We start from the raw sequence: 22,550 nt of genomic DNA on the forward strand, positions 1-22,550 counted from the left end.
GAGAACTTTTACCGCATATGGATTTGGGGGAATACACAAGTGTCTGAGGTTTTTCTTCGCCCCTTGGAGGCGATGTCCGCACTACGGCAGGTCGTAGCCGATAACGACGAGCAACGCGATGCCCACCGGGCCGAGGTACCGGATTTTCCGGTGGCCGCGGCTGGACGCAATTTTGGCGGCCACGGTGAGCGCATTCGTGATGTCTTGGCGCGCATCCATGAGCGCGGCGGGCAGAGGTTGGATAATTTATCCGCCACCGCCCACGCCGCTCATGAACAGGTGCGCGCCTTCGCCGATTTTGATGAGTCCTTTGGCAGCTCCTTTGCACGCGGTAGGGAGGCTGGCAGCAAGTGAGTACGCTGACAAAATCCCTGTTGGGGACTACTCTAACGCTATTTCTCAATTCCAATTCGCCTGCCTGGGCAGCTACTCGGGCCCCAGCATGCCGATGAATCTACTAGGAGAGTTAGTCGGTGCGGTTGATGGCATTGCGCCCGAAAATTTGGTGAAAAATACCGTTGCGGCCGTGGGCGGCAATCGCCCGAAGGGAGGCGGTGCTGAACTAGCGGGCTATTTGCAGCAGGATGATTCCGAGGTTGCTCAGGGCGCCATGCGTGAGCACCTGTGCGGCGTGCAGGAAGACTTCGACATTGACCGCCAAGATGCCGCACATCTGACTAGCTCGGCGGAGCAGTGCTCAGGCGCTATTGCTGACGTCGTTGATGTCTCTGACACGGCCCTTACCGAGCTCGTCTCTGCGGTCATCCCACTGTTAAATATTTTGTCCATGGTCGCCACCAAACACCCTTTAGCCAGGTTCATCATCCCGATTCTTTCCACGATCGGGGGGCAAATTATTGAGGAGACAAATCACAATATCGCCAGCACCTGCCGCGACCGCGATGATGCGATCGAATCCTGTTATAGCGAGTTCGAATCGCGCTGTGAGTGCGTCTGTGAGCGCCCGATGCCGGAAGAATGCCCGACGCCGGCTAAACCTGCAGATGAAGCCTGCCCGGCACCCGTAGAGAAGTGCCCAGACGCTCCACCTCCCACGAATCCGATGCCAAAGGATGAGTGCCCGCCATCGCGGCCCACCGAGCCTGCGCAAGTGGAGTGCCCACCTGTGCCCAAACCGATGCCGGAGCCTGATTCCAAGCCGGAATCACACCACGCCACCTCCGTTCCACCACAACCGACGCCTCTTTCACCAACGCCTACTCCACCTGAGGCATGCCCTGCACCGGAGCCTGCAGCCGAGACGGAAATGCACACGGAGACCTCATCAGAGCATGGTGCTGGGTGCCACTGCTGTGAGTGCACCGAGCAATCAAACACCGAGCGGCCAGTACAGTCGGAGCGCGAAGTAGAGACCACTAGGCCGGCGCAGGCGGAGATCATTCCGCCGCAGGAAGCACCGGAACAGCCGCAGCAGGTAGAAGAGCCGTGCCCGGAACCAGAATCTCATCCAGAGCCGAAGCCCAAGCCAGAAATGGAAACCGAACCCGCTTCTGAAACGGACACAAGCGAAGAACCACTGTGCCCAGAGAATACCGGGGAGAGTACTGAAGAATGTGTCACTACTACCCAGACCAGCTCAGAAGTCTGTGAGATCGAATCCTCCTGTAGCGGTAGCCTCGGCTTGGTCGGAGCCGGAATCGCATTGGTGGGCGTGGGCCTCATTGTGGAAGGCGCTGCACAGTGCTTGGAGAACATGTCCGAACTGGATTGTCCGGTGCAAGAACCCGAACCCGATCCCGTACCTGAGCCAGAACCTGATCCCTGCTCTGAGCCTAAGCCAGAGCCCGAACCGGAGCCTTGCCCTGAACCTGAACCGACTGGTGATGACGGAGTCATAACACCGCCCCCAGAGCTGTCTCAGGTAGAGGAGCCAACGCCGCCACCGGAAAAGGTGGCGCACCTCCAAGCCGCTGGTGCAGCGGAGACACCAGCCCCAGCACCGGCGCCTGAACAGGCACCTGCGCCAGCGCCTCAGCCGGGCCCAGAACCGGCTCCTGAGCCAGCACCAGCTCCCGACCCAGCACCTGCGCCGGCGCCAGCGCCCCAGCCAGAGGCAGGACCCGCGCCAGAAGAACCATCCATTAAGGCACGAAAGGCAGGGCAGTGGTAATGAATAATGATTTCGCAGAGTTTGCGCAGGGCTTTCGAGAAAGGACGGCTAAACGCTTGCTGGAATTTGAAAAAACGCTGGCGAAAGCGCAAGACGAGCTTGAAAAATCCGCGGATAAGGCCATGCAGGAGGCACGGAGGGAGAAGGGGCAAGTGGGGCGTCGACAAGCAGCGGCGCCCAGGCCCCGATATGGCGCTGCCCCGGCGCGTTCACGAAACGCGTCGGGGCAGGTGCAATCAGTGCTGCGGCGGGGCTAAAGCCTTAGGCGTCGCGGGTTACGCCGGCGCGCTCGGCCAGGTCTTCGCCTACCAGGCTTTCTACCTTCTTCGCGCTTGCCTCTGGATCTGCAAAGGCGGCGTAGGTGGAATCATCATTTAGGGTGGCCAGCAGGAAGCCGGTGAGCAAACCGCGGGTGATTTCGGTAGGGCCGGACTGGAAAGCAGCCGTTCCGATGGCCAACTTGCGCAGGCGATCCTCGGTAAAACCAGCCTGGCTGCCCTTGTCGATGGCGCGGAAGCACACCGGGCCACGCCAGTTATAGGCCAGCTTGGCGGGGTTGCCAGCATTGAAGATGTCTTCTTGGCCGGAACCGATGACTAGGCCCGGGGTGTCAATGCGGCGGGCAGCCTGCACCGCAGAGGGGGAGGTGACCGAGGGGTAAATAGCGGCGACGGCGGCGACTTTCTTATTGTCCAAGGCCCCAAGCACGGCGGTGCCACCGCCCATGCCGTGGCCAATCATGCCGAGCTTGCCCGGGGAGACCGTAATGTTTCCGGAGCCTAGCTTTACCCCGGCGGCAATCTGCAACGCGGATTCCATATCCGCAGCTAGGTTGCGGTGGTCGGGGAAGGGGCCGGTCTCAGAATCGGGGGCTACCACGACGATGCCCCAGCTAGCCAGGTGGCGCAGGGTGGCGTGGTAATCCTTAATTTTGTGCATCCAGTCATGGCCAAAAGCCACCGCGGGCAGGCTCTGGCCCTCCGCGGGGGTATAAACCTTGCCGGTGATTCCGGCATAGTCAAGGTCGCCAACCAAAACTCGGTTGCGGCCACGCTTCGACAACGTTGCTAGATGTTTTTTCAAATTCGCAGACACGCATTCCAGGATAGATGAAGATCACCCGCCAGGCGGGAAAGGGTGCGGGTTTATCTGAGAAAAATCTACGCAGTATCCGGCCGAGGAGCGGGTGTGGCGGCGAGCTTTCCTAAGCCCCTCCTAACTTGCGACGCTAAGCGCAGGGGAGTGCAATGTGTGAACAACTACGTACTCTTTTTCTGGGAAGGCAGGCTGCGGTACATGACTACCGGCGTCGTTGATGTGCAAGAACTTTCTACTCGCTATGGGATGGAGGTAAAGACCGAGGTCATTGACCGCGTGGCACATGCCTCCGATGCCTCGCACTACCTGTACACCCCCAAGGCAGTCATCGAGGCTCGCTCCGCCGAGCATGTGGCGGCCATCTTCCGTGCGGGCCGGCAGCAGAATGTTCCGGTAACTCTGCGCTCCGGTGGCACCTCTCTGGCAGGTCAGGCTTCCGGCGATGGATACCTGGTGGATGTGCGCAAGCACTTCCGCGGTATAGAAGTTCTTGATGAGGGCAAGCGCGTGTGCGTTCAGCCCGGCGCGACGGTGCGTCAGGTCAACGCCCGCCTAGGCCTGCGCAACCGCAAACTGGGGCCGGATCCGGCCAGCGAGTCTGCCTGCACCATCGGCGGCGTGGTGGCTAATAACTCCTCCGGCATGGCCTGCGGCACTGAGCTCAATACGTATAACACTCTGGAATCGCTGACCTTTGTGCTGCCTACCGGCACCGTAATTAACACCGCCGATCCGGATGCAGACCGGCAGTTCCAGGAGCAGGAACCGGAGCTGGTGGACACGCTTATCCGCCTGCAGCGCCGTGTGCGCGATAACCAGGAATCCGTGGATATTATCCGCCGTCACTTCCAGCTGAAAAACACGATGGGCTATGGTCTCAATTCCTTCCTCGACTTTGATAGCCCGGTCAAGCTTTTTGAGCACCTGCTTATCGGTTCGGAAGGAACCCTGGCCTTCATTGCGGAAGCGGTTTTCCGCACGGTGCCGATTTCTAAGCTGACCACCACCACGGTGGCCGTATTTGATGATCTCAGCGCTGCCACCAAGTCCCTGCCGGCACTTTTGGAGACCGGAGCGGCCACCCTGGAGCTGATGGACTCTGCCTCTATTCGCGTCGGTCAAGGCTTTGATAAGGTGCCGCAGGCCATTACCGGTTTCGATGTGGATAAGCAGGCCGCGTTGCTCATTGAGTATCACGCTGATGCCCAAGAGGAACTGCAGGAGAAAGAAAGCAAGGGATCGCAGCTCTTGCGCGAATTGCCGCTGCAGTCCCCGGCAGCCTTCTCGGCTGATGCCACAACGCGCACTACCGCTTGGAATTTCCGCAAGGGTCTGTACGCCCAGGTAGCAGAGGCGCGCCCGTCTGGCACGACGGCCCTTTTGGAAGACATCGTCGTGCCTGTCGGCGATCTGGCAGATACTTGTTCTTCGCTGCAGGAACTCTTTGCCCGCTATGGATATGATGATGCCGTCATTTTCGGCCACGCCAAGGACGGCAATATCCACTTCCTGCTTACGGACCGCTTTGAAGGCGATGATGCCATCGGTCGCTATAACGGTTTCAACGAGGGCATGGTGGACTTGGTCCTCTCGGCCGAGGGCAATCTCAAGGCGGAACACGGCACCGGCCGCGCCATGGCGCCGTATGTGCGCCGCCAGTACGGCGATGAGCTCTATGAGGTAATGCAGGAACTCAAGCGGGCCTGCGATCCCACCAACACGATGAACCCCGGCGTCATCTTGGACGATGACCCCGATGCACACATCAAAAACATCAAGCTCAATCCCACCGTGGAAGAGGAAGTAGACCGCTGCGTGGAGTGCGGCTACTGTGAGCCGGTCTGCCCGTCGCGCGACCTCACGCTTACCCCACGCCAACGCATTGTGGTGCGCCGCGCCCGCAAGCGCGCGGAAGAAGCTGGCGATAGCCAACTCGTCGCTGAGCTAGATCGGGCCTACGAGTACATGGGCGTCGAGACCTGCGCCGTGGATTCGATGTGCCGCACTGCTTGCCCAGTAGGCATCGATACCGGCAAGTTCATCAAGCGCTTGCGCCGCGAGGAAGCCCAGCCAGCGCAGCAAAAGCTGTGGGGTGCTGCCGCCAAGAACTGGCAGGTAGTCAGCCAAGGCGCCGGGGTAGCGCTTACCGGCGCGCACCTATTGCCCACCGAGCTAGTCAAAAAGGTTACCGATGTGGGCCGCAGTCTCATCGGTGCCGATAATCTCCCGCAGTACCAGCCAGAGTTGGGCAAGGGCGGCAAGTCCCGCGGCCGCTTGGCCGGCCGCGTAGGTGATCGCTATGCCCAGACCACCGGAATCTATCTGCCCGCCTGCGTGAACACCATGTTCGGCCCGCAAGGCGGCGGCAAGGGTGCTACCGATTCCTTTGTGGCACTCTTGGAGCGCGCCGGGGTCGCGCTGGAGGTTCCGCAGGGCATCGACAAGCTTTGCTGTGGTACACCATGGTCTTCCAAGGGCATGCAGGCCGGCCACGATGCAATGGAGCAGCGCGTGCGGGATATCGTCATGGACGCTACTGATGGTGCGCGCCTGCCGGTTATCGTGGACGCCAGCAGCTGCACCGCTGGCTTTAAAGATATGTTGGAGTCGGTGGGTATCACCGTTATTGACGCCATTAGCTTTACGGCCGATACCTTGCTGCCGCAGCTGGAAGTAAAGAATCCAGTGGCTTCCGTGACTGTGCACCCTACCTGCTCTGCTTTCCAACTGGGCATGATGGATGATGTAGAAAAGGTGGCCCGCGCCGCCGCGGCCGAGGTACACATTCCCACCGAGTGGAATTGCTGTGGCTATGCCGGCGACCGCGGCATGCTTCACCCGGAGCTTACCGCTGCCGCCACCCGCGCCGAAGCGGCACAGGTCAGGGCAATCGGAGCGCAGTATCACGCCTCGACCAACCGCACTTGCGAGCTTGGTCTCACCCGAGCCACCGGCGAGGATTACCACCACATTTTGGAGCTTTTGGAACAGGCATCGCGCTAGTTTTCCCAGCACAGTAGCGGGTGGGGTGCCGTGCCTTGCTTGCCGACGCCCCGCCCGCCTAGAGCTTTGCCCCTTGTGCTGTAAAATCAGCAACCATGTGTGGAATTGTTGGATATATTGGTCACGCTGGTGGTGGCCGTGATTACTTCGCCCTCGACGTAGTTCTAGAAGGGCTGCGCCGTTTGGAATACCGCGGTTATGACTCCGCTGGCGTAGCAATGTACGCCGATGGAGATATCAGCTGGCGCAAGAAGGCCGGTAAGGTCGCTGCGCTGGATGCTGAGATTGCAGCCCGCCCGTTGCCTGACTCCGTGCTGGGTATCGGCCATACCCGCTGGGCTACCCATGGTGGCCCCACCGACCTGAATGCGCACCCGCACGTGGTCGATGGCGGCAAGCTGGCAGTGGTACACAACGGCATCATCGAGAACTTTGCGGAGCTCAAGTCCGAGCTTTTGCACAAGGGCTATAACTTCGTTTCCGAGACCGATACCGAGGTCGCTGCCACCTTGCTGGGAGATGTCTTCCACAACGAGGCAGCCGGTGACCTGACCAAGGCTATGCAGCTAACCTGCGCTCGCCTGGAGGGCGCGTTTACCCTGCTAGCCATCCACGCCGAGCAGGCCGATCGCATTGTTGCCGCTCGCCGCGACTCCCCGCTGGTTATCGGCTTGGGCGAGGGCGAGAACTTCCTCGGCTCCGATGTATCCGGCTTTATTGATTACACCAAGTCTGCCGTGGAGATGGACAACGACCAGGTTGTGACCATCACCGCGGACGAAGTGGAAATTACCGATTATGAGGGCAACCCTGCACAGGGCAAGCCTTTTGAAATCAAGTGGGATGCCGCCGCTGCGGAAAAGGGCGGCTTTGATTCCTTCATGGAAAAGGAAATCCACGACCAGCCTTCCGCCGTGCGCGATACCCTGCTGGGCCGCTTCGATGAGCAAGGCCAACTGACCCTCGATGATCTGCGCATCGATGAGACCGTGCTGAAGTCCATCGACAAGATCATCGTCATTGCCTGCGGTACCGCCGCCTACGCCGGCCACGTGGCGCGCTACGCCATCGAGCACTGGTGCCGCATTCCTACCGAGGTCGAGCTCGCCCACGAGTTCCGCTACCGCGATCCGATCGTGAACGAGAAGACTCTCGTTGTTGCGCTGTCCCAGTCCGGCGAGACCATGGATACCTTGATGGCCGTGCGCCACGCCCGCCAGCAGGGCGCCAAGGTCATTGCCATCTGCAATACCCAGGGCTCGTCCATCCCGCGCGAATCCGATGCCGCGCTCTACACCCACGCCGGCCCGGAAATCGCCGTGGCCTCCACCAAGGCCTTCCTCGCGCAGATTACCGCCACCTACCTGCTTGGCCTCTATCTGGCTCAGCTGCGCGGCAATATGTTCGCCGATGAGATCCAGGGCGTTCTTGCTGAGCTGCGCCACATGCCGGATAAGGTCCAAAGCGTCATCGACGAGGAAGACCAGGTGGCCAACCTGGCCAATTCCATGAAGGACGCGGAATCCGTGCTCTTCTTGGGCCGCCACGTCGGCTTCCCGGTGGCTCTCGAGGGCGCGCTGAAGCTCAAGGAGATCGCTTATCTGCACGCCGAGGGCTTTGCCGCAGGTGAACTCAAGCACGGCCCAATTGCGCTTATTGAGGAGGGCCAGCCGGTCTTCGTTATCGTGCCATCCCCACGTGGCCGCGACTCCCTGCACTCCAAGGTCGTCTCCAATATTCAGGAGATCCGTGCCCGCGGTGCCATCACCATCGTGATCGCGGAAGAAGGCGATACCGCCGTGGAGGATTACGCAAACCACGTCATCCGCATCCCGAAGGCCCCGACCCTCATGCAGCCGCTGCTGGCTACCGTGCCACTGCAGATCTTCGCCGCCCACGTAGCCAAGTCCAAGGGCTACGACGTGGACCAGCCGCGCAACCTGGCCAAGTCCGTGACCGTGGAGTAATCCACTCCAAGCGTCCGCCGTTAGGCCCCCTTACCTGCCGCGTTTCTTGCGTGGTAGGAAAGGGGGCGTCCTTTTTGTTTGTACAAATCTGTGTAGGCACGTTGCTCGCTCACCGGCCGCTACCCGCCCGAATTCAGCAAAAGGGTGAGCAGTGGCACAATGGTGGACATGCTGAAAACCACCATTGATCTCTCCGCCATCGCGCACAACGTCCGCCTCATCAAAGAAAAGGTAGGGCCTGAGGTCAAGCTCATGTGCGTGGTCAAGGCCGATGCCTATGGCCACGGCGCGGCCAAAGTCGTGCCGGTAATGGCGCGTGCAGGCGCGGATAGCTTTGGCGTGGCCACTCTGCGGGAGGCGGTGGATTTGCGCCGCGCGGGTGTGGAGGCACCCATCGTGGCGTGGATTTGGCAGACGGACGAAATCCTCGAAGAGGCACTTGCCTGCGGCATTGAGGTAGCAGTTAACTCTCTTGAACAGGCACATAAGCTGGTTAAAGCCGATTTTCCTGCTGAGATATATGTCAAGGTAGAAACCGGCATGCACCGTTCCGGTGTGGATGAAGAGGATTGGGCGGACACTTTTAAGGTGCTGCGCGACGCCCCACAAATCAAGGTCCTCGGCCTTATGTCGCACTTTGCCTGTGCTGATGAGCCGGATAATCCACACAACGACGCCCAAGAGGAGGCGTTCCGCAAGGCCCTGCGGCTCGCGCGCGAGATTGGGCTGGAGTGCCCAGTCAATCACCTGGCCAATTCACCAGCTGTGCTGACGCGTCCTTCCTCCTATTTTGAGCAGGTACGTGTAGGCGCCGCCTGCTATGGTTTGGAGCCTATTGACGGCCGCGAGCATGGTCTGCACCCAGCCATGACTTGGTCCGGGCAGATTTTTAACGTAAAGCCGATTCAGCCAGGGGAAGGCACCTGTTATGGACTGACCTGGAAGGCGGATAAGCCGGGATTTTTGGCCACCGTGGATTGCGGATACGCCGATGGTCTACCGCGTGGTTATCAAGGCGACTTGCATGTAGGCATCGGCGGGCACCTGTATCCACAGGTAGGCCGAATCTGTATGGATCAGATTGTGGTGGACTTGGGCGACAACCCCCATGGCGTGGACACGGGTCAAGCTGCCGTGATTTTCGGCAACGGGGGAGTATCGGCTACGGATCTCGCCGCGGCGGCAGGAACCATCAACTACGAGGTGGTCTGCTTGCCCGATGGCCGCACCGAACGCGAATACATAGGAGAAGAAGATGCGCAGTAGCTTTCCGGAATCCGGCAGCCGTGACCTATCCACGGTGGAAGAAACCTATGCTTTCGGCGAAGAGCTGGGCGCGGCGCTCGAGGCTGGCGATGTGGTGATCCTGGATGGGCCATTGGGGGCTGGAAAGACGACGCTAACGCAGGGCGTCGCCAAGGGCATGCAGGTCAAGGGGCGGGTAACCTCGCCGACCTTCGTGATTGCCCGGGTGCACCGCTCAACCGTAGGTGGGCCGGACCTCGTTCACGTTGATGCCTACCGTTTGCTCGATGAAGGCGGCGCTAATTCCGGGGATCCGCTAGGGGAGCTCGATGCTTTGGACTTGGACACGGAGCTAGAAAACGCCGTGGTCATCGCCGAATGGGGCGGGGGACTGGTAGAGCAGATTGCGGAACGTTACCTGTTTATTAGCATCGACCGCGAGCCGGCGGAATATGCGGGCGCAGACGAGGATGTTCGCCGCTTCACATGGTCGTGGCGGGGAGGTCTATAACACATATGCCCACCTTAAGGGCGGATAAGTGATGAATATCCTAGGTGGAGAACTTGCTCCGAGTATAACCAGTACGTAATTCTATTGAGGTGTTGAATTTTCTCGCCTCTAGTCCTTTGCTATCTCTCTTCGTCATCATGGCGGTGGGTCTAGCGATTGGCAAGATCAAGATCTTCGGCATCTCCCTCGGTGCCGCGGCTGCGATGTTCGTAGCTTTGGGTCTATCTACCGCTAATCCTGATATCCAAATCCCGCCTTTGGTCTATCAATTTGGCCTGGCGATTTTCGTTTATGCCATTGGCCTAAGCTTTGGGCCTTCCTTCGTCCGCGAGTTTAAGACCCGTGGCTGGAAGCTCACGGTATTCATGCTGGGAATGCTGGTTATCCTGGTCGCCGTAGGCTTTGGCCTCATCCGCGCCTTTGGCCTGAGCGTGCCAGAAGCTACCGGTATGTTCGCTGGTTCGCTTTCCTCCACACCGGGTATGGCCGCCGTGGTGGAAATGGTGGGCGATTCCACCCCGGTTGTCGGTTACTCCCTGGCCTACCCGGGTGCGGTTATCGGCGCGATTCTGGTCGCAGCTATCGGCGCCAAGGTGGTTAAGGTCAACCATGAGGAAGATGCCCGCGCGGAGGGCATGATTCCCGCCGAGCTCGTGGCCAAGGGCGTGCGCTTGACCAAGAACTTTAATGATACCGCTGGTCATATCTACCGTGTAACCGGCCAGACTGTCGTTGCTACTCGTATCGTTTCTGACGAAGAGCGTCACCGCCTCGCCGTCCCAGAAATGCCGCTATGCGAGGGCGAAGCATACCTCCTCAATGGCTCCGAAGAGGCCGTCGATAAGGCCATTGAGATTTTGGGTGAAGAATACCCGGTGGAGCTGACCGAGGAAGCCGGTCTAAAGTACGCCCGCGTTACCGTGTCTAACCCGGACATTGCAGGTAAGTCGCTTCGCGAGATCAAGGCCCTAGACAACGGCTTTATCATCGCTCGTATTCGTAAGGGCGATAAGGACCTCGTCCCGCATCCAGATACGGTGCTTAACTATTCGGATCGTGTTCGCGTAGTAACCAGCCCGAGCCGCTTGTCTTATGTACGCAAGTATCTCGGTGACTCTGAAGCTGCTTTGGGTAACGCGGACCTGCTGTCCATGGCTATCGGCCTGACGCTGGGCATGTTGCTTGGCCTCATTCCGATTCCGATGCCAGGCGGTTCCACCTTGCAGCTAGGCTTCGGTGGCGGCCCCGTGGTCGTCGGCTTGCTGCTGGGCTACCTCAACCGGACAGGTCCGCTTAACTGGCAGATGCCATTCCATACGCGCGAAACCATTTCTAATATGGGACTGACCCTCTTCCTCGCTGGCGTGGGTACTTCGGCCGGCGCTTCCTTCCGCGATGCCCTAACGGATCCGTCCTCCCTGACCATTATGGGCGTGGGTCTCATTATCACCTTGACCTCCGCTATCCTGATTGGCGTCATCGGCATGCTGGTGCTGAAGCTGAAGTGGGACGAGGCCATGGGCTGTGCGGCTGGCATGACCACCAATCCGGCGGTCTTTGCCTATATTCGCGACCAAACCGGCACCGAGCTGGCCGGTCGTGGCTGGGCCACGGTGTATCCCACGACAATCATCGGCAAGATTATCGCCTCGCAGGTGCTGCTTTTGCTATTGCTATAGCGTCAATACATCGCGTTAATTACTCACCCACAGGGGTGCCCGCCTACACTGGCAGGCACTACCCTGTGGGTTTTGTGTTGCGGCTAACCAGGTAGCATCGGTTGCCAGATAAACCGCCCACCGCCTGAAATCTAAAACTTTTCAAGGAGCTTTACTCACCCCATGACTAAATTCGCTCGCAACCTTACCGCCGCCATTATCGCCATCTTTATTGTTGTCATGATGGTTCTCCTCGCCTCGTCTACCTTGCGCGAGGACAATCCATTGGAGGGAAACCTCAGCTCCACGCTGTCTAAGACGCCGAAAAACCTGGAGGCGATGAGCCTTATTCCGTCCGATGTCTACGGCAAGGACTATGCCGCTATTGGCTTCATCTGCCCGGGCATGCAGGAAGAGAAGGTCAAAGAGGCACAGATCGATACCAAGGACATCACTTTTGAAGATGGCAAGGTCCCAGAGGGCAAGAGCTACGCGGTTGCCATCTCCCAGAGCACTGAGCCCTTCATCGAAGAGCTGGACCCGGAAAAGGTCGAAGTCTGTGAAATGATCAATACCCAAATCAAGGCCATGGAGCAGCAGGGCCAGAGCCTGGATGGCGGAGTACCGATGGTCCAGGGTGCTCAGCCTTTGGCGTTCCAGCGTCAGGATGGAACCTGGAAGCTGGTTGGCTAATGCGCGTCCTCGCGATCGACACGGCAACTACCGCCTTGGTCACCGGGGTAGTAGATACCGCCACTGGGCAGACCACCGAGCGCGTATTGGAAGATACCCGCGCTCATAATGAGCTGCTCATCCCCACCATCACCGAGGTCCTCGCCGAGGCGGAAATGGAGTATTCCGACCTCGATGCGGTGGTCACCGGCGTAGGTCCAGGTCCATTCACTGGCTTGCGCGTGGGTATGGCGACGGCCTCCGCGCTTGCCGACGCCCTGTCCATCCCCCTCCACGGCGTATGCACCCACGATGCAATCGCCCATGCTGCCGGCCTCCCCGCGAGCCCCGCAGACGCGGACGGCGAAGCCACCGCCTTGGTGGCTACCGACGCACGCCGCAAAGAGATCTATTGGGCCACCTACCGCGCTACCGGCTCGGGCGTGCAGCGCATCTCTGGTCCTGAGGTAACTAAGCCGGCAGAAGTTGAGGTGGGACTTAACGCTACGGCCGAGGTCATCATCCCCGAGCGCCTCGCCGCACAGCTACCGGAGGAGCTGACCGAGCTGCCACACCGCGCGGCCCATCCCACCGCAGCAGCCCTAGTGGCCGTAGCTGACCTCACTGCGGAACCAGCCCCCGTTGTGCCGCTCTACCTACGCCGCCCGGATGCGGTTCCGCCGAAGCAGCAACAGCTGTCTGCCGCCATCCCCAAGGTGGAACTGTGAAGCTGCGCGAGTTGACCCCGGCCGACGCGCCTCGGTGCGCCGAGCTGGAAAAGGTCCTTTTCCCCGGAGAGACCCCATGGTCCAGCGGAATTTTTTACCAGGAAATGGCCCAACCCTTCAACTTCTATTTCGGGGTAGAAGGCGCGCTAGACCTCGCGCACGAATCTACAGTGCTGCTAGGTTATGCGGGAATCGGCATGATGGGCCCGGCTGCGGACCCGGAATTTGAAATCCACACCATCGGCGTTGACCCCGCCGCACAGCGCCGCGGCATCGCTCGCATGATGATGGACAATATTTGCCATATCGCGGATCTTAAAGACGCCCCGGTCTTCCTCGAGGTACGGGTAGGCAACGAACCTGCTATCGGTCTCTATGAGCGTTATGCCTTTGCCAAGCAGGGGATCCGTAAGAAGTATTACCAACCTTCCGGAGCAGATGCGCACGTGATGGTGCGCCCGCGCCAGTCCGAGCGTTAAAGATAATTAAGGAGCAGTCATGAAGATCATGGGCATCGAGTCCTCCTGCGATGAAACCGGCGTGGGCATCGTCGAGCTTAGCGAGGACGGTCACATGGAGATCCTCGCAAATGCCGTCGCCTCCTCCATGGAGCAGCACGCCCGTTTCGGCGGCGTCGTCCCGGAAATCGCCTCCCGCGCTCACCTTGAAGCCATGCCGCAGGTCATGCAGGCGGCGCTCAAAGAGGCCGGCATCGCCAAGCCAGATGCCATCGCCGCCACCGTGGGGCCCGGCCTGGCCGGCGCGCTGTTGGTGGGGGCCTCGGCAGCTAAGGCCTATGCCGCAGCCTGGGGCGTGCCTTTCTACGGCGTGAACCACCTTGGCGGCCACGTTGCCGTGGCCAACCTGGAAGGCGAAGAGCTGCCGCACTCGGTGGCCCTTTTGGTCTCGGGTGGGCATACACAGCTGTTGGAGGTAGAGGCCGTCGGCAAGCCTATGCGCGAGTTGGGCTCCACGCTTGATGACGCCGCCGGTGAGGCCTACGACAAAGTCTCGCGCCTGCTTGGCCTCGGCTACCCGGGTGGCCCGGTGATTGATAAGCTCGCCGCGCGCGGTAAAGCCACCATCGACTTTCCGCGCGGTATGTCCCGCGCCGAGGACCTGCGCGGCCCTCATCGTCACGATTTTTCCTTCTCTGGGCTAAAGACTTCCGTGGCTCGCTATGTCGAGCGTGCCGAAAAGGCAGGGGAGACCATCAGCGTGGAAGACGTCTGCGCTAGCTTTCAGGAAGCCGTGGCCGATGTTCTGACTGCCAAGGCCGTCCGCGCCTGCGCAGATACTGGCGCCCGCGTCCTGCTGCTGGGAGGAGGGGTGGCCGCAAATTCCCGCCTGCGCGAGCTGGCTAGCGAGCGCTGTGCCGCCGCTGGGGTCGAGCTGCGCGTGCCGCGCTTTTCGCTGTGTACCGACAATGGCGTGATGATCGCGGCCATTGGTGCGCAGCTTATTCATGAAGGTGCCCAGCCCTCTGGCCTCGGAGTTGGCACCGATACCCAGCTGGATGTGGAAGAGCCGCAGTTAACCTAAAGTTCTTCTTTCTCGCTCTGCAGGCGGGGTGCGGGGCCGGTACTCTAAAAGGCGTTCATGCCCTCTCGGCTTTGTGAAGGAGCTTTCTCTCATGACCGTCGGTTTCCTTGTCAACCCTGATCTCACCCGCCGCAAGCTGGAATTCGAGCTGGAGCACGCCAACCAGTTCTTGGGCGGCACCACTGAGGACCGCGTCTCCGTAGTATTCCAAGAAGACGGCACCACCTATGCGGCGCTCTACAACCCCGAAGCCAAGGCTGAAGGCGCCGAGCCCAACCCAGTAGCCTCCTTGGCGCGCAACGCCGCCGCCACCGGCAATGCCGCTTTCTTGCAAGACCCCATCCGCTCCATTTGTGGTCCGGTCATCTTCGTTGATGCCGAGGGCGAAGATAAAACCATTGACGCCGTCATCGAGTCCGTGGAGCAGGGCATTCGCGCCGTCAAGAACTACCGCGAAGATAACCCAGAGGAGTACACGCTCTGGCGCGCGGCCGTTATCAATTCCACCAAGAGCCTTTAAACCTAGCCCCTCACAGGTAGGGTTCAAGCGCTTTTCGCGCGCTCGTAATACGGTGTTCACATTCTTATGGTGTCCTAGGGAGCCGTACTGCTTTTTCTAAGACTCCAAAAGGTGAAAACTGTATGCTTCGATCATCGCGCTTCGTCGCCTCCTTCGTTACCGCCCTTGCCGTGGGCGGTGCCGCCACCATCGTGCCCGCCACCCCGGCGCTGGCCGCTGATTCGCCCATCTACCGCACCATCCTGCAGCCGGGCGAGGATGAATCCCAGGTAATGGTTACGTGGCGCACCAAGTCCAAAGCCGACGAAGTCCTCGAGGTTACCGGCCCGGAAGGCACCAAGACTTTCCGCGCCGAGGAACGCGATTACGGCGCCCTGCTTTATAAATCCCAGTTCGCCACCGCCACCGATCTGCAGCCGGATACCGAGTACTCCTATCGCGTCGGTTCCGAGGAAAGCGGCTGGTCCGAACCAGAAACCTTCAACACCGGCTCCAACGGTGATGAGTGGTCTTTCCTCACCGTTGCGGACCCACAAATCGGCGTGGACCTCAAGGTAGATGACCAAGCGGAGCAATGGCGCAAAACCATCGCTCACGCGGCTTCCCATGTGCCCAATGCCAACATGATCTGGTCCCTAGGGGATCAAGTAGAAGGCTGGGGCGCCCAAGTGCCGCAGTACGATGCCTACTTCTCCGCCCCGGAAATTCGTCACATCCCGACCAATACCGTTCCGGGCAACCACGAGACTTATAACCTCACCATGAAACATCATGATGAGCACTTCTCTAACCCCCACCAGGCCGAAGATATCCGCGACCACTACTTCGAGCGCAATAACGTGCTCTTTATTGGCCTGGACTCCAATGCTTCTTCCGACGCCGATATTGCCCGCCACGAGCAATTCCTGCGCGAGGCCGTGGAATCTCGTGGCGCGGATAATGACTGGATCGTAGTTGGCATGCACCACGGTCCGTATTCACAGGGCTCGCACCACTTTGATAAGGACGTCACCAACCTGCGCGAGAAGCTCACCCCGGTACTCTCTGAGCTCAACGTGGATGCCGTGCTCTCCGGCCACGACCACATCTACACCCGCAGCCACCTGATGAAAAACAACAAGCCAGTCCTGCCAGAAAAGAAGCCGCAGCGCGGCGATGTCCTCGAACCCAAGGATGGTGCGGCCCTGTATCTGACCACCACCACCGCGGGTGGCGGCAAGTACTACGACTTCACTGACGTTAATAATCAGAAGCACAAGGGCGCACGCATGGAGACCATCGATCCGAAGCTCGCCCATGAGTCCACCGCCATGTGGCGCCAGGACTACACCGAGGACTACATGCGCGTGGATGTCTCCGATGACAAGCTCACCTTCGCTACCTTCAACGAAGCCGATAACACCCTGGTAGACAAGGTTTCGCTGAAGAAGAAGGACCGTGGCGCTGCGCCTGCCGACGCCTCTACCGACCCCGACACCCCAGAGGTGCCACAGGATCCGGAAGGCGGCAGCTCCCTGAGCTCCAGCGATGCTTTGAGTGGACTCAGCTCCAAGAAGTAGCTCGCGTCGCCGGCGTTATTAGCGCTCGGTGTGGCGCAGCCACGCCAGCACGGCCTTGACCCGTCGGTTAGAATCCTCGGGCAGGAACCCGAGCTTCGTAAAAACATTGGAGACATGCTTGCTTACCGCGCCAGCGCTAAGAACGAGCGTGCCTTCAATTTCTTTATTGCTCAACCCCTGCGCCATCAGTCCCAGCACCTCCCGTTCGCGGGCGGTGAGTTCGGCGAGGCCAGTGCGCTTTGCAGACAGCAGTGCCGTAACCACCTCTGGGTCCACCACGGTGCCGCCGCGGGCGACCTCGTCGAGCGTGCGCACGAATTCCTCTACATCAGAGACGCGCTCTTTGAGCAGATAGCCAAATCCCCCGTGCTCCAAGAGGCGGTCGAGGTAGCTTGCCGCTACGTATTGGCTTAGCACCACCACTGGTTGGGTAGGGTTTAGCGCTCGCAGGTCATGGACGGCTCGCAGGCCGTCGTCAGTCATGGTGGGCGGCATGCGCACATCGCTGATAATGAGGTCGAAGGCTTCTCGCCCAGCGATTGCGCGCAGTTCTTCGGCATCCGTGGCGGCTGTAACTCTATGGCCCAAAGAGCTGAGTAGCTGCTCGAGCCCGGCGCGCAGCAGCGCGGAATCTTCCGCGAGTAATAGTTTCATTCCGCCTCCTTCAGCGGCAGCTCGACTAGTAGTCGGCCGCCGCGTTCGCCCGCGGCAGTCTCGTGTGCCGCGGCAAGTTTTAGCGTGCCGCCCAGTGCGGCGGCGCGCTCGCGTAGCCCGGCTATGCCGGTACCGGCCCCCGTCGTGGCGTCTGTCGCTGCGCCGGAAGCGGCTGCCTCGGCCGAGGGGCGGTCGGGGCCGGTGCCATTATCAACGATGTCCAAGCGCAACATGTCCTCAAAGGTAACCATTACTGTGGCTTCGGTGGCCGCGCCGTGCTTGGAGGCATTGGTAAGTGCCTCGGCCACCGCATGATAGGCCAGCAGGGCAGTGGTCTCGTCCACGGAGCGTTCCGGCCCGTCCACGTGCAGTTCAGTCTCCAGCCCGGAGTGGGCGAGTAGCTCGTCGAGGGCGGGGATAAGCCCGGCGTCGAAAAGCACCTGCGGGGCAATGCCGCGCACCGTTGCGCGCAGGGAAGCCAGGGCCAAAGAAGCATTATGTTCCGCATCGGCCAAAGCAGGCAGCGCCTCGGACGGGGCCTGCAACTTCGCCGCCGCCAAGTTGAGCTTGAGCGCGGTCAGGTACTGCTGCGGTCCATCGTGCAGCTCGCGCTCGATGCGGCGGCGCTCGCCGGAGAAGGCATCGATAAGCGTGGCGCGCGAGGCCGCCAACTCCTCGGCCGAGGGGCTCAACGCCAGCCGAGTCAACGAGGTCGACGCCAAGACCAACAGGCGGTTGAGCCCCACCAATAAAGCCACCAGCAACGGCGCGGTGAGCCAGCAGGTAAAGAAAATGAGCGGCCGGTTGGTGGTAGACCACTCGCCAAAGGAGAATTCGGTCTTTGGCACGAATGGCGCAATGACCAGCACACCCGCCGTAAAACCCAAGGCAGTCCACGCGGCAAAGCAGGCAGCTGAAAGCAATAGCTGCATAATAAGGTGATAAAACTGCTGCCAATCAAACCACCGGCCCGCACGCCGGGAAGGGATCTCCACGCCCATCCACCGTGCACCCAACCGGCCGACAAATTCCGCGGCGCGTCCCACCAGCGGAACCCACGGCAGCATCAGCACCGAAACCACCAACGCCGGGATAAATAGCGCGCCAAGGACAAGGCTCCACGCGCAGGCTTTGAGGGTTCGCATAACCCAAGAGCCTAGCCGCCTTACCCGGCGTGGAGCAGTAGAGCTAGCTCTACCATTTTCTGGGCAGCCCGCCCCATGTCTTTCTTCTGCGCGGCCGAGTGGAATCAAAGGCATGTTAAAAGCAGAAAATCTCACCAAGCGCTACGGCCGCCGCACTGTGCTCAAGCGGGTCACTGTTTCCATCGCCCCGGGCGAATTCGTCGCCATCATGGGGCCTTCCGGTAGCGGTAAAACCACGCTCCTAAACCTGCTATCCGGGCTGGATAAACCCACTTCCGGACAAGTCAACGCGCCGGGGCGCAGGCAGCGTGCCTTTGTATTCCAGGACTATAACCTCTTGGAATCCCTCAATGCGCAGCGCAATGCCACCTTGACCGCGCGATTTTCCGGCCGGCGCCCGTCACGCAGCCGGGTGGCGGAGGTCTTTGATTCGCTCGGCCTTGCTGGTCTGGAGCGCCGCCTGCCCGCACAGCTTTCCGGTGGTCAGCAACAACGCGTGGCTGTAGCCCGGGCCCTGCTGGCTCAAGCGCCCTATATCTTCGCCGACGAACCCACAGGCGCGCTTGACGACGCCACCGCATCCACCGTCCTTTCCCACCTGCGCACCGCCGCCCGCGATGGCGCCAGCGTGATTATGGTGACCCACTCGCACCTCGCCGCTGAAGCGGCCGACCGCGTTATTTCCCTTGAGGAGGTAGCCCATGCTGGTGTGGCTTAAGGACTTACAGTCCAATTGGTTATCGTGGCTGGCCGTGGCGCTGACGTTGGTGGTCTCTTCCACCTCGTGCACCCTGGCGCTAGCCATGCTGGTCGCCTCCTCCGGGGCCGAAGAAAACCCCGCCGGCCCGGTGGGCGGCACGGTACTCGGCATGGCCCTGTGCGTGGTGGTGTTGGTGACGCTATCGCAAATGCGCCTTATCATCGCCGAGCGCGAGCCGGTCTACCGTTCCTGGCGCATGGTGGGCATGCCGGGGTGGATGATTATTGCCTTCATTCTAGGCCAGGTCGCCGTAGTCAGCGCGGCCGCAGGGCTCCTTGGAGTACTGCCGGCCGGCCCGCTGCTCGCTCCGTGCGTACGCGCGCTACGCAGCGATGGCATCCCCATGCCGGACCTTGCCATTACCGGCCAGGTCACGGTCATTGCGGTCATAGTCTGCATGTCCGCAGCGCTAGTTGGCGCGCTGCCTCCACTGCGCCGAGTCTTCCGGCCGCGCACCACCGCACACCCGGCCTGGACCGTGGTGAAATTCTTGCTCGCGTCCGCGGCCATCGGCAGCACGGTTTACGGGTGCCTGCACATTGCCGATCCCGGCGATCTTCTCTCGGCCGAGATGGGCTTGGTCATCCTCGTCGCCCTCTTTTGGCCCTGGCTTATGCCCGCTATCGACCAATGGACCCGCGCGGCCGGCATCGCTGGGGCCAATGTACGCGTGCGTCGCAACTTTTCTACCCCGCACATCGTGCCGTGGGTCCTCGTCGGCGGATTTATCGTCGCCGTAGGCTCTGGCCTGCGCTTTGAAAGCGCCGCAGGCGCCGGCGGCACCCTATCGTCCTGGCAGATCTTCGTCGCCCTTTTAGGGCCTGTCTTTGCCCCCAGCATCGTGAGTGCCGTGCTCACCTCGCTGCTCATGCACGGGCGCATTGCCTCCGATATCCGCGGCCTCACCCTCGCCGGCGCTACCCCCGGGGCCTGGGCGCGCATACAAGTGGGGGAGGCGGCCTGCCTCACCCTGACTGCGGCCGGCGTGGTCTGGGCGCTGTGCTTGGCGACGCTCCTCCCACTCCACCACCTGCTCACCCCACAGGTTCCTTTCGGCCAGACGTTGGTGGAGCAGCTGTGGTGGCCGGCCTTCGCCGTAATTTTTGGTGCGATGTCTATCGCCCTGGGCGTCGTCAAGCTGGCGCTTGCCGGCTTTGTACGCGCGGGGAATCGGGAGCGCTGAAAGGATCGCTGAGGGCTTAAGAATGTGGGCCGGGTCATTGTTGAGGGTTAGCAGTCGCGAGGGTAGAGTGCTAATCAGGTTGTTTGACCCACAGTTGTTCACCCGCGACGACGGCTGTGCTGGACATCCACAACCGGCACGCGCGTGCCATACCGGCGCGCATACGAACACTACGGAGGAAACATCATGGCAAACATTAAGCCTCTCGAGGACCGCGTCCTCGTACAGATCGTAGAAGCTGAAACCACCACCGCTTCCGGCCTGGTTATCCCGGATTCCGCTAAGGAAAAGCCGCAGGAAGCTACCGTCGTTGCAGTAGGCCCAGGCCGCACCAACGACAAGGGTGAGGTCACCCCGGTAGGCGTCAACGAGGGCGATACCGTGGTCTTTTCCAAGTACGGCGGCACCGAGCTGAAGTACAACGGTGAGGAGTACCTGCTGCTGTCCTCCCGTGACCTGCTCGCCGTCATCGAGAAGTAGGCCTCACTATGGCAAAGCTTATTGCATTCGACCAAGAAGCCCGCGAGGGAATTCAGCGCGGCGTCGATACGCTGGCTGATGCCGTCAAGGTCACTCTCGGCCCGCGCGGCCGCAACGTCGTGTTGTCCAAGGCTTTTGGCGGCCCCACCGTCACCAATGATGGCGTGACCATCGCCCGCGATATCGACATCGAGGAACCATTCGAGAACCTCGGCGCCCAGCTGGTTAAGTCCGTTGCAGTCAAGACCAACGACATCGCAGGTGACGGCACCACTACCGCCACCTTGCTGGCCCAGGCACTCATCTTCGAAGGCCTGCGCAACGTCGCAGCTGGCGCTAACCCAATCGAGCTTAACCGCGGCATCGCGGCGGCGGCCGAAAAGGCCGTGGAGGAGCTCAAGGCTCGCGCCACCGCGGTCAACTCCTCGTCCGAGATTGCCCAGGTAGCCACCGTCTCTTCCCGCGACCCGGAGGTCGGCGAGATGGTTGCCGGTGCTATGGACAAGGTGGGCAAGGACGGCGTTGTCACCGTCGAAGAATCCCAGACCATCGACTCCGCCGTCGATGTCACCGAGGGAATTTCCTTTGACAAGGGCTACCTTTCCCCGTACTTCGCTACGGAGGAAGAGACCTACCACGCCGTGCTGGACGACGCCGCTGTGCTCCTCGTCCGCAATAAAATCTCCTCCCTGCCGGACTTCCTGCCGCTGCTGGAGAAGATCGCCGAGACCAACCGCCCAACCCTCATCATCGCAGAGGACGTTGAGGGCGAGCCGCTGCAGGCGCTCGTCGTCAACTCCATCCGCAAGGTGCTCAAGGTCGCGGCCGTGAAGGCCCCGTACTTTGGCGAGCGCCGCAAGGGCTTCATGGATGACTTGGCTGTCGTTACCGGCGCCACCGTCATCGACCCAGAGGTGGGCGTTAACCTCAACGAGGCTGGCCTCGACGTTTTGGGTTCCGCTCGCCGCGTGACCATCACCAAGGAAGACACTGTCATCGTCGATGGTGGCGGCACCGCTGAAGCGGTAGAGGAGCGCCGCGAGCAGATCCGCCGCGAAATCGAGCGCACCGACTCCACCTGGGATAAGGAAAAGCTGGAGGAGCGCCTAGCTAAGCTCTCCGGTGGCGTGGCCGTCATCCGCGTCGGCGCCGCCACCGAGACCGAGGTCAACGAGCGCAAGCTGCGCGTCGAAGACGCCATCAACGCGGCCCGCGCGGCCGTTGAAGAAGGCGTCATCGCCGGCGGTGGCTCTGTGCTGGTCCAGATCTCTAAGGAGCTGGAGTCCTTCGCTGAGGGCTTTGAGGGCGAAGCAAAGGTCGGCGTCCTCGCCGTCGCCCGCGCGCTGACCCGCCCGGCGTTCTGGATCGCCGAAAACGCCGGTCTCGACGGTGCTGTCGTCGTCTCCCGCGTTGCCGAGATGTCCAATGGCGAAGGCTTCAATGCCAATACCCTGGAGTACGGAAACCTCATTGATAACGGCATCATTGACCCAGTCAAGGTCACCCACTCGGCCGTGGTCAACGCCACTTCCGTGGCCCGCATGGTTCTTACCACCGAGGCCTCCGTGGTGGAAAAGCCACAGGAAGAGCAGCCAGCTGACACCGGTCACGGCCACCAGCACTAAACTGGCTACCAACATCACCCGCCCCGCTTCCCGCGAGGCGGGTTTTGTTGTACCTGGACTAGGGCCGTG

At 60.9% G+C, this 22,550-nt stretch carries 21 protein-coding genes; 18 read left to right on the forward strand and 3 right to left on the reverse strand.

The window, feature by feature from the left end; genetic code table 11:
• The first annotated feature begins 39 nt into the window (after positions 1–39).
• The 3 genes from ACP8J1_RS02295 to ACP8J1_RS02305 all read left to right on the forward strand — a co-directional run bounded on the left by ACP8J1_RS02295 (position 40) and on the right by ACP8J1_RS02305 (position 2,388).
• The gene (locus ACP8J1_RS02295) at positions 40–354 is read left to right on the forward strand and encodes a hypothetical protein (RefSeq protein ID WP_023020607.1); all 315 of its coding nucleotides are present in this window, start codon (positions 40–42) and stop codon (positions 352–354) included.
• 94 nt (positions 355–448) lie between these two features.
• Positions 449–2,131, forward strand: coding sequence for a hypothetical protein (locus ACP8J1_RS02300; protein WP_486696957.1), 1,683 nt, complete (start codon positions 449–451; stop codon positions 2,129–2,131).
• The gene (locus tag ACP8J1_RS02305; RefSeq protein ID WP_034655755.1) at positions 2,131–2,388 is read left to right on the forward strand and encodes a hypothetical protein; all 258 of its coding nucleotides are present in this window, start codon (positions 2,131–2,133) and stop codon (positions 2,386–2,388) included. The genes ACP8J1_RS02300 and ACP8J1_RS02305 overlap by 1 nt, the downstream gene beginning before the upstream one ends.
• 4 nt (positions 2,389–2,392) lie before the next feature.
• Here ACP8J1_RS02305 and ACP8J1_RS02310 read toward each other — a convergent pair whose 3' ends face one another.
• Positions 2,393–3,226, reverse strand: coding sequence for a dienelactone hydrolase family protein (locus ACP8J1_RS02310; protein ID WP_023020609.1), 834 nt, complete (start codon positions 3,224–3,226; stop codon positions 2,393–2,395).
• 201 nt (positions 3,227–3,427) lie between these two features.
• On the opposite strand from ACP8J1_RS02310, the gene ACP8J1_RS02315 reads away from it, so the two are divergent.
• The 11 genes from ACP8J1_RS02315 to ACP8J1_RS02365 all read left to right on the forward strand — a co-directional run bounded on the left by ACP8J1_RS02315 (position 3,428) and on the right by ACP8J1_RS02365 (position 16,634).
• Positions 3,428–6,232, forward strand: coding sequence for an FAD-binding and (Fe-S)-binding domain-containing protein (locus ACP8J1_RS02315; RefSeq protein WP_034655758.1), 2,805 nt, complete (start codon positions 3,428–3,430; stop codon positions 6,230–6,232).
• A 95-nt stretch (positions 6,233–6,327) separates the two neighbouring features.
• Positions 6,328–8,199: a glutamine--fructose-6-phosphate transaminase (isomerizing) gene (gene glmS / locus ACP8J1_RS02320; RefSeq protein WP_023020611.1), complete on the forward strand. Its 1,872-nt coding sequence runs from the start codon at positions 6,328–6,330 to the stop codon at positions 8,197–8,199.
• Positions 8,200–8,361: 162 nt separating this feature from the next.
• On the forward strand, positions 8,362–9,465 hold the full coding sequence (gene alr / locus ACP8J1_RS02325) for an alanine racemase (RefSeq protein ID WP_034656247.1): 1,104 nt from the start codon (positions 8,362–8,364) through the stop codon (positions 9,463–9,465).
• Positions 9,455–9,955, forward strand: a complete 501-nt coding sequence (gene tsaE, locus ACP8J1_RS02330) for a tRNA (adenosine(37)-N6)-threonylcarbamoyltransferase complex ATPase subunit type 1 TsaE (protein WP_023020613.1) — start codon at positions 9,455–9,457, stop codon at positions 9,953–9,955. The genes alr and tsaE overlap by 11 nt, the downstream gene beginning before the upstream one ends.
• A gap of 89 nt (positions 9,956–10,044) precedes the next feature.
• Positions 10,045–11,634, forward strand: a complete 1,590-nt coding sequence (locus tag ACP8J1_RS02335; protein WP_023020614.1) for an aspartate:alanine exchanger family transporter — start codon at positions 10,045–10,047, stop codon at positions 11,632–11,634.
• A gap of 162 nt (positions 11,635–11,796) precedes the next feature.
• The gene (locus ACP8J1_RS02340) at positions 11,797–12,306 is read left to right on the forward strand and encodes a hypothetical protein (RefSeq protein WP_023020615.1); all 510 of its coding nucleotides are present in this window, start codon (positions 11,797–11,799) and stop codon (positions 12,304–12,306) included.
• Positions 12,306–13,013 carry a tRNA (adenosine(37)-N6)-threonylcarbamoyltransferase complex dimerization subunit type 1 TsaB gene (gene tsaB / locus ACP8J1_RS02345; RefSeq protein ID WP_023020616.1) on the forward strand — a complete coding sequence of 236 codons (708 nt, stop codon included), beginning with the start codon at positions 12,306–12,308 and terminating at the stop codon, positions 13,011–13,013. The genes ACP8J1_RS02340 and tsaB overlap by 1 nt, the downstream gene beginning before the upstream one ends.
• Positions 13,010–13,492, forward strand: a complete 483-nt coding sequence (locus ACP8J1_RS02350; protein ID WP_023020617.1) for a GNAT family N-acetyltransferase — start codon at positions 13,010–13,012, stop codon at positions 13,490–13,492. Before tsaB ends, ACP8J1_RS02350 begins: the two co-directional genes overlap by 4 nt.
• 19 nt (positions 13,493–13,511) lie before the next feature.
• On the forward strand, positions 13,512–14,555 hold the full coding sequence (tsaD, locus tag ACP8J1_RS02355; protein WP_023020618.1) for a tRNA (adenosine(37)-N6)-threonylcarbamoyltransferase complex transferase subunit TsaD: 1,044 nt from the start codon (positions 13,512–13,514) through the stop codon (positions 14,553–14,555).
• A gap of 91 nt (positions 14,556–14,646) precedes the next feature.
• A complete protein-coding gene (locus tag ACP8J1_RS02360; RefSeq protein WP_023020619.1) occupies positions 14,647–15,075 on the forward strand; it encodes a hypothetical protein in 429 nt (142 codons plus the stop codon).
• Between the two features lie 122 nt (positions 15,076–15,197).
• Positions 15,198–16,634, forward strand: coding sequence for a purple acid phosphatase family protein (locus tag ACP8J1_RS02365; RefSeq protein WP_023020620.1), 1,437 nt, complete (start codon positions 15,198–15,200; stop codon positions 16,632–16,634).
• An 18-nt stretch (positions 16,635–16,652) separates the two neighbouring features.
• Here ACP8J1_RS02365 and ACP8J1_RS02370 read toward each other — a convergent pair whose 3' ends face one another.
• Positions 16,653–17,288, reverse strand: coding sequence for a response regulator transcription factor (locus tag ACP8J1_RS02370; protein WP_023020621.1), 636 nt, complete (start codon positions 17,286–17,288; stop codon positions 16,653–16,655).
• The gene (locus ACP8J1_RS02375) at positions 17,285–18,433 is read right to left on the reverse strand and encodes a sensor histidine kinase (RefSeq protein WP_023020622.1); all 1,149 of its coding nucleotides are present in this window, start codon (positions 18,431–18,433) and stop codon (positions 17,285–17,287) included. Before ACP8J1_RS02375 ends, ACP8J1_RS02370 begins: the two co-directional genes overlap by 4 nt.
• Positions 18,434–18,545: 112 nt before the next feature.
• Here ACP8J1_RS02375 and ACP8J1_RS02380 point away from each other — a divergent pair, with 112 nt between their 5' ends.
• The 4 genes from ACP8J1_RS02380 to groL all read left to right on the forward strand — a co-directional run bounded on the left by ACP8J1_RS02380 (position 18,546) and on the right by groL (position 22,481).
• Complete coding sequence (locus ACP8J1_RS02380; protein ID WP_023020623.1) at positions 18,546–19,151, forward strand: ABC transporter ATP-binding protein; 606 nt, start codon at positions 18,546–18,548, stop codon at positions 19,149–19,151.
• Complete coding sequence (locus tag ACP8J1_RS02385; protein ID WP_486696965.1) at positions 19,135–20,376, forward strand: FtsX-like permease family protein; 1,242 nt, start codon at positions 19,135–19,137, stop codon at positions 20,374–20,376. The genes ACP8J1_RS02380 and ACP8J1_RS02385 overlap by 17 nt, the downstream gene beginning before the upstream one ends.
• 186 nt (positions 20,377–20,562) lie before the next feature.
• On the forward strand, positions 20,563–20,856 hold the full coding sequence (gene groES / locus ACP8J1_RS02390) for a co-chaperone GroES (RefSeq protein WP_005322702.1): 294 nt from the start codon (positions 20,563–20,565) through the stop codon (positions 20,854–20,856).
• An 8-nt stretch (positions 20,857–20,864) separates the two neighbouring features.
• On the forward strand, positions 20,865–22,481 hold the full coding sequence (gene groL / locus ACP8J1_RS02395; RefSeq protein WP_023020625.1) for a chaperonin GroEL: 1,617 nt from the start codon (positions 20,865–20,867) through the stop codon (positions 22,479–22,481).
• The last annotated feature ends 69 nt before the right edge of the window (positions 22,482–22,550 follow it).

The organism is Corynebacterium sp. LaCa_205 (genome assembly GCF_057458085.1).

Bases quoted from the DNA above. Each gene is read 5' to 3' on its own strand.
- ACP8J1_RS02300 (WP_486696957.1), top strand. From the start codon at position 449: ATGAATCTACTAGGAGAGTTAGTCGGTGCGGTTGATGGCATTGCGCCC.
- ACP8J1_RS02305 (WP_034655755.1), top strand. From the start codon at position 2,131: ATGAATAATGATTTCGCAGAGTTTGCGCAGGGCTTTCGAGAAAGGACG.
- ACP8J1_RS02315 (WP_034655758.1), top strand. From the start codon at position 3,428: ATGACTACCGGCGTCGTTGATGTGCAAGAACTTTCTACTCGCTATGGG.
- glmS (WP_023020611.1), top strand. From the start codon at position 6,328: ATGTGTGGAATTGTTGGATATATTGGTCACGCTGGTGGTGGCCGTGAT.
- tsaE (WP_023020613.1), top strand. From the start codon at position 9,455: ATGCGCAGTAGCTTTCCGGAATCCGGCAGCCGTGACCTATCCACGGTG.
- ACP8J1_RS02340 (WP_023020615.1), top strand. From the start codon at position 11,797: ATGACTAAATTCGCTCGCAACCTTACCGCCGCCATTATCGCCATCTTT.
- tsaB (WP_023020616.1), top strand. From the start codon at position 12,306: ATGCGCGTCCTCGCGATCGACACGGCAACTACCGCCTTGGTCACCGGG.
- tsaD (WP_023020618.1), top strand. From the start codon at position 13,512: ATGAAGATCATGGGCATCGAGTCCTCCTGCGATGAAACCGGCGTGGGC.
- ACP8J1_RS02360 (WP_023020619.1), top strand. From the start codon at position 14,647: ATGACCGTCGGTTTCCTTGTCAACCCTGATCTCACCCGCCGCAAGCTG.
- ACP8J1_RS02365 (WP_023020620.1), top strand. From the start codon at position 15,198: ATGCTTCGATCATCGCGCTTCGTCGCCTCCTTCGTTACCGCCCTTGCC.
- ACP8J1_RS02370 (WP_023020621.1), bottom strand. From the start codon at position 17,288: ATGAAACTATTACTCGCGGAAGATTCCGCGCTGCTGCGCGCCGGGCTC.
- ACP8J1_RS02375 (WP_023020622.1), bottom strand. From the start codon at position 18,433: ATGCGAACCCTCAAAGCCTGCGCGTGGAGCCTTGTCCTTGGCGCGCTA.
- ACP8J1_RS02380 (WP_023020623.1), top strand. From the start codon at position 18,546: ATGTTAAAAGCAGAAAATCTCACCAAGCGCTACGGCCGCCGCACTGTG.
- ACP8J1_RS02385 (WP_486696965.1), top strand. From the start codon at position 19,135: ATGCTGGTGTGGCTTAAGGACTTACAGTCCAATTGGTTATCGTGGCTG.
- groES (WP_005322702.1), top strand. From the start codon at position 20,563: ATGGCAAACATTAAGCCTCTCGAGGACCGCGTCCTCGTACAGATCGTA.
- groL (WP_023020625.1), top strand. From the start codon at position 20,865: ATGGCAAAGCTTATTGCATTCGACCAAGAAGCCCGCGAGGGAATTCAG.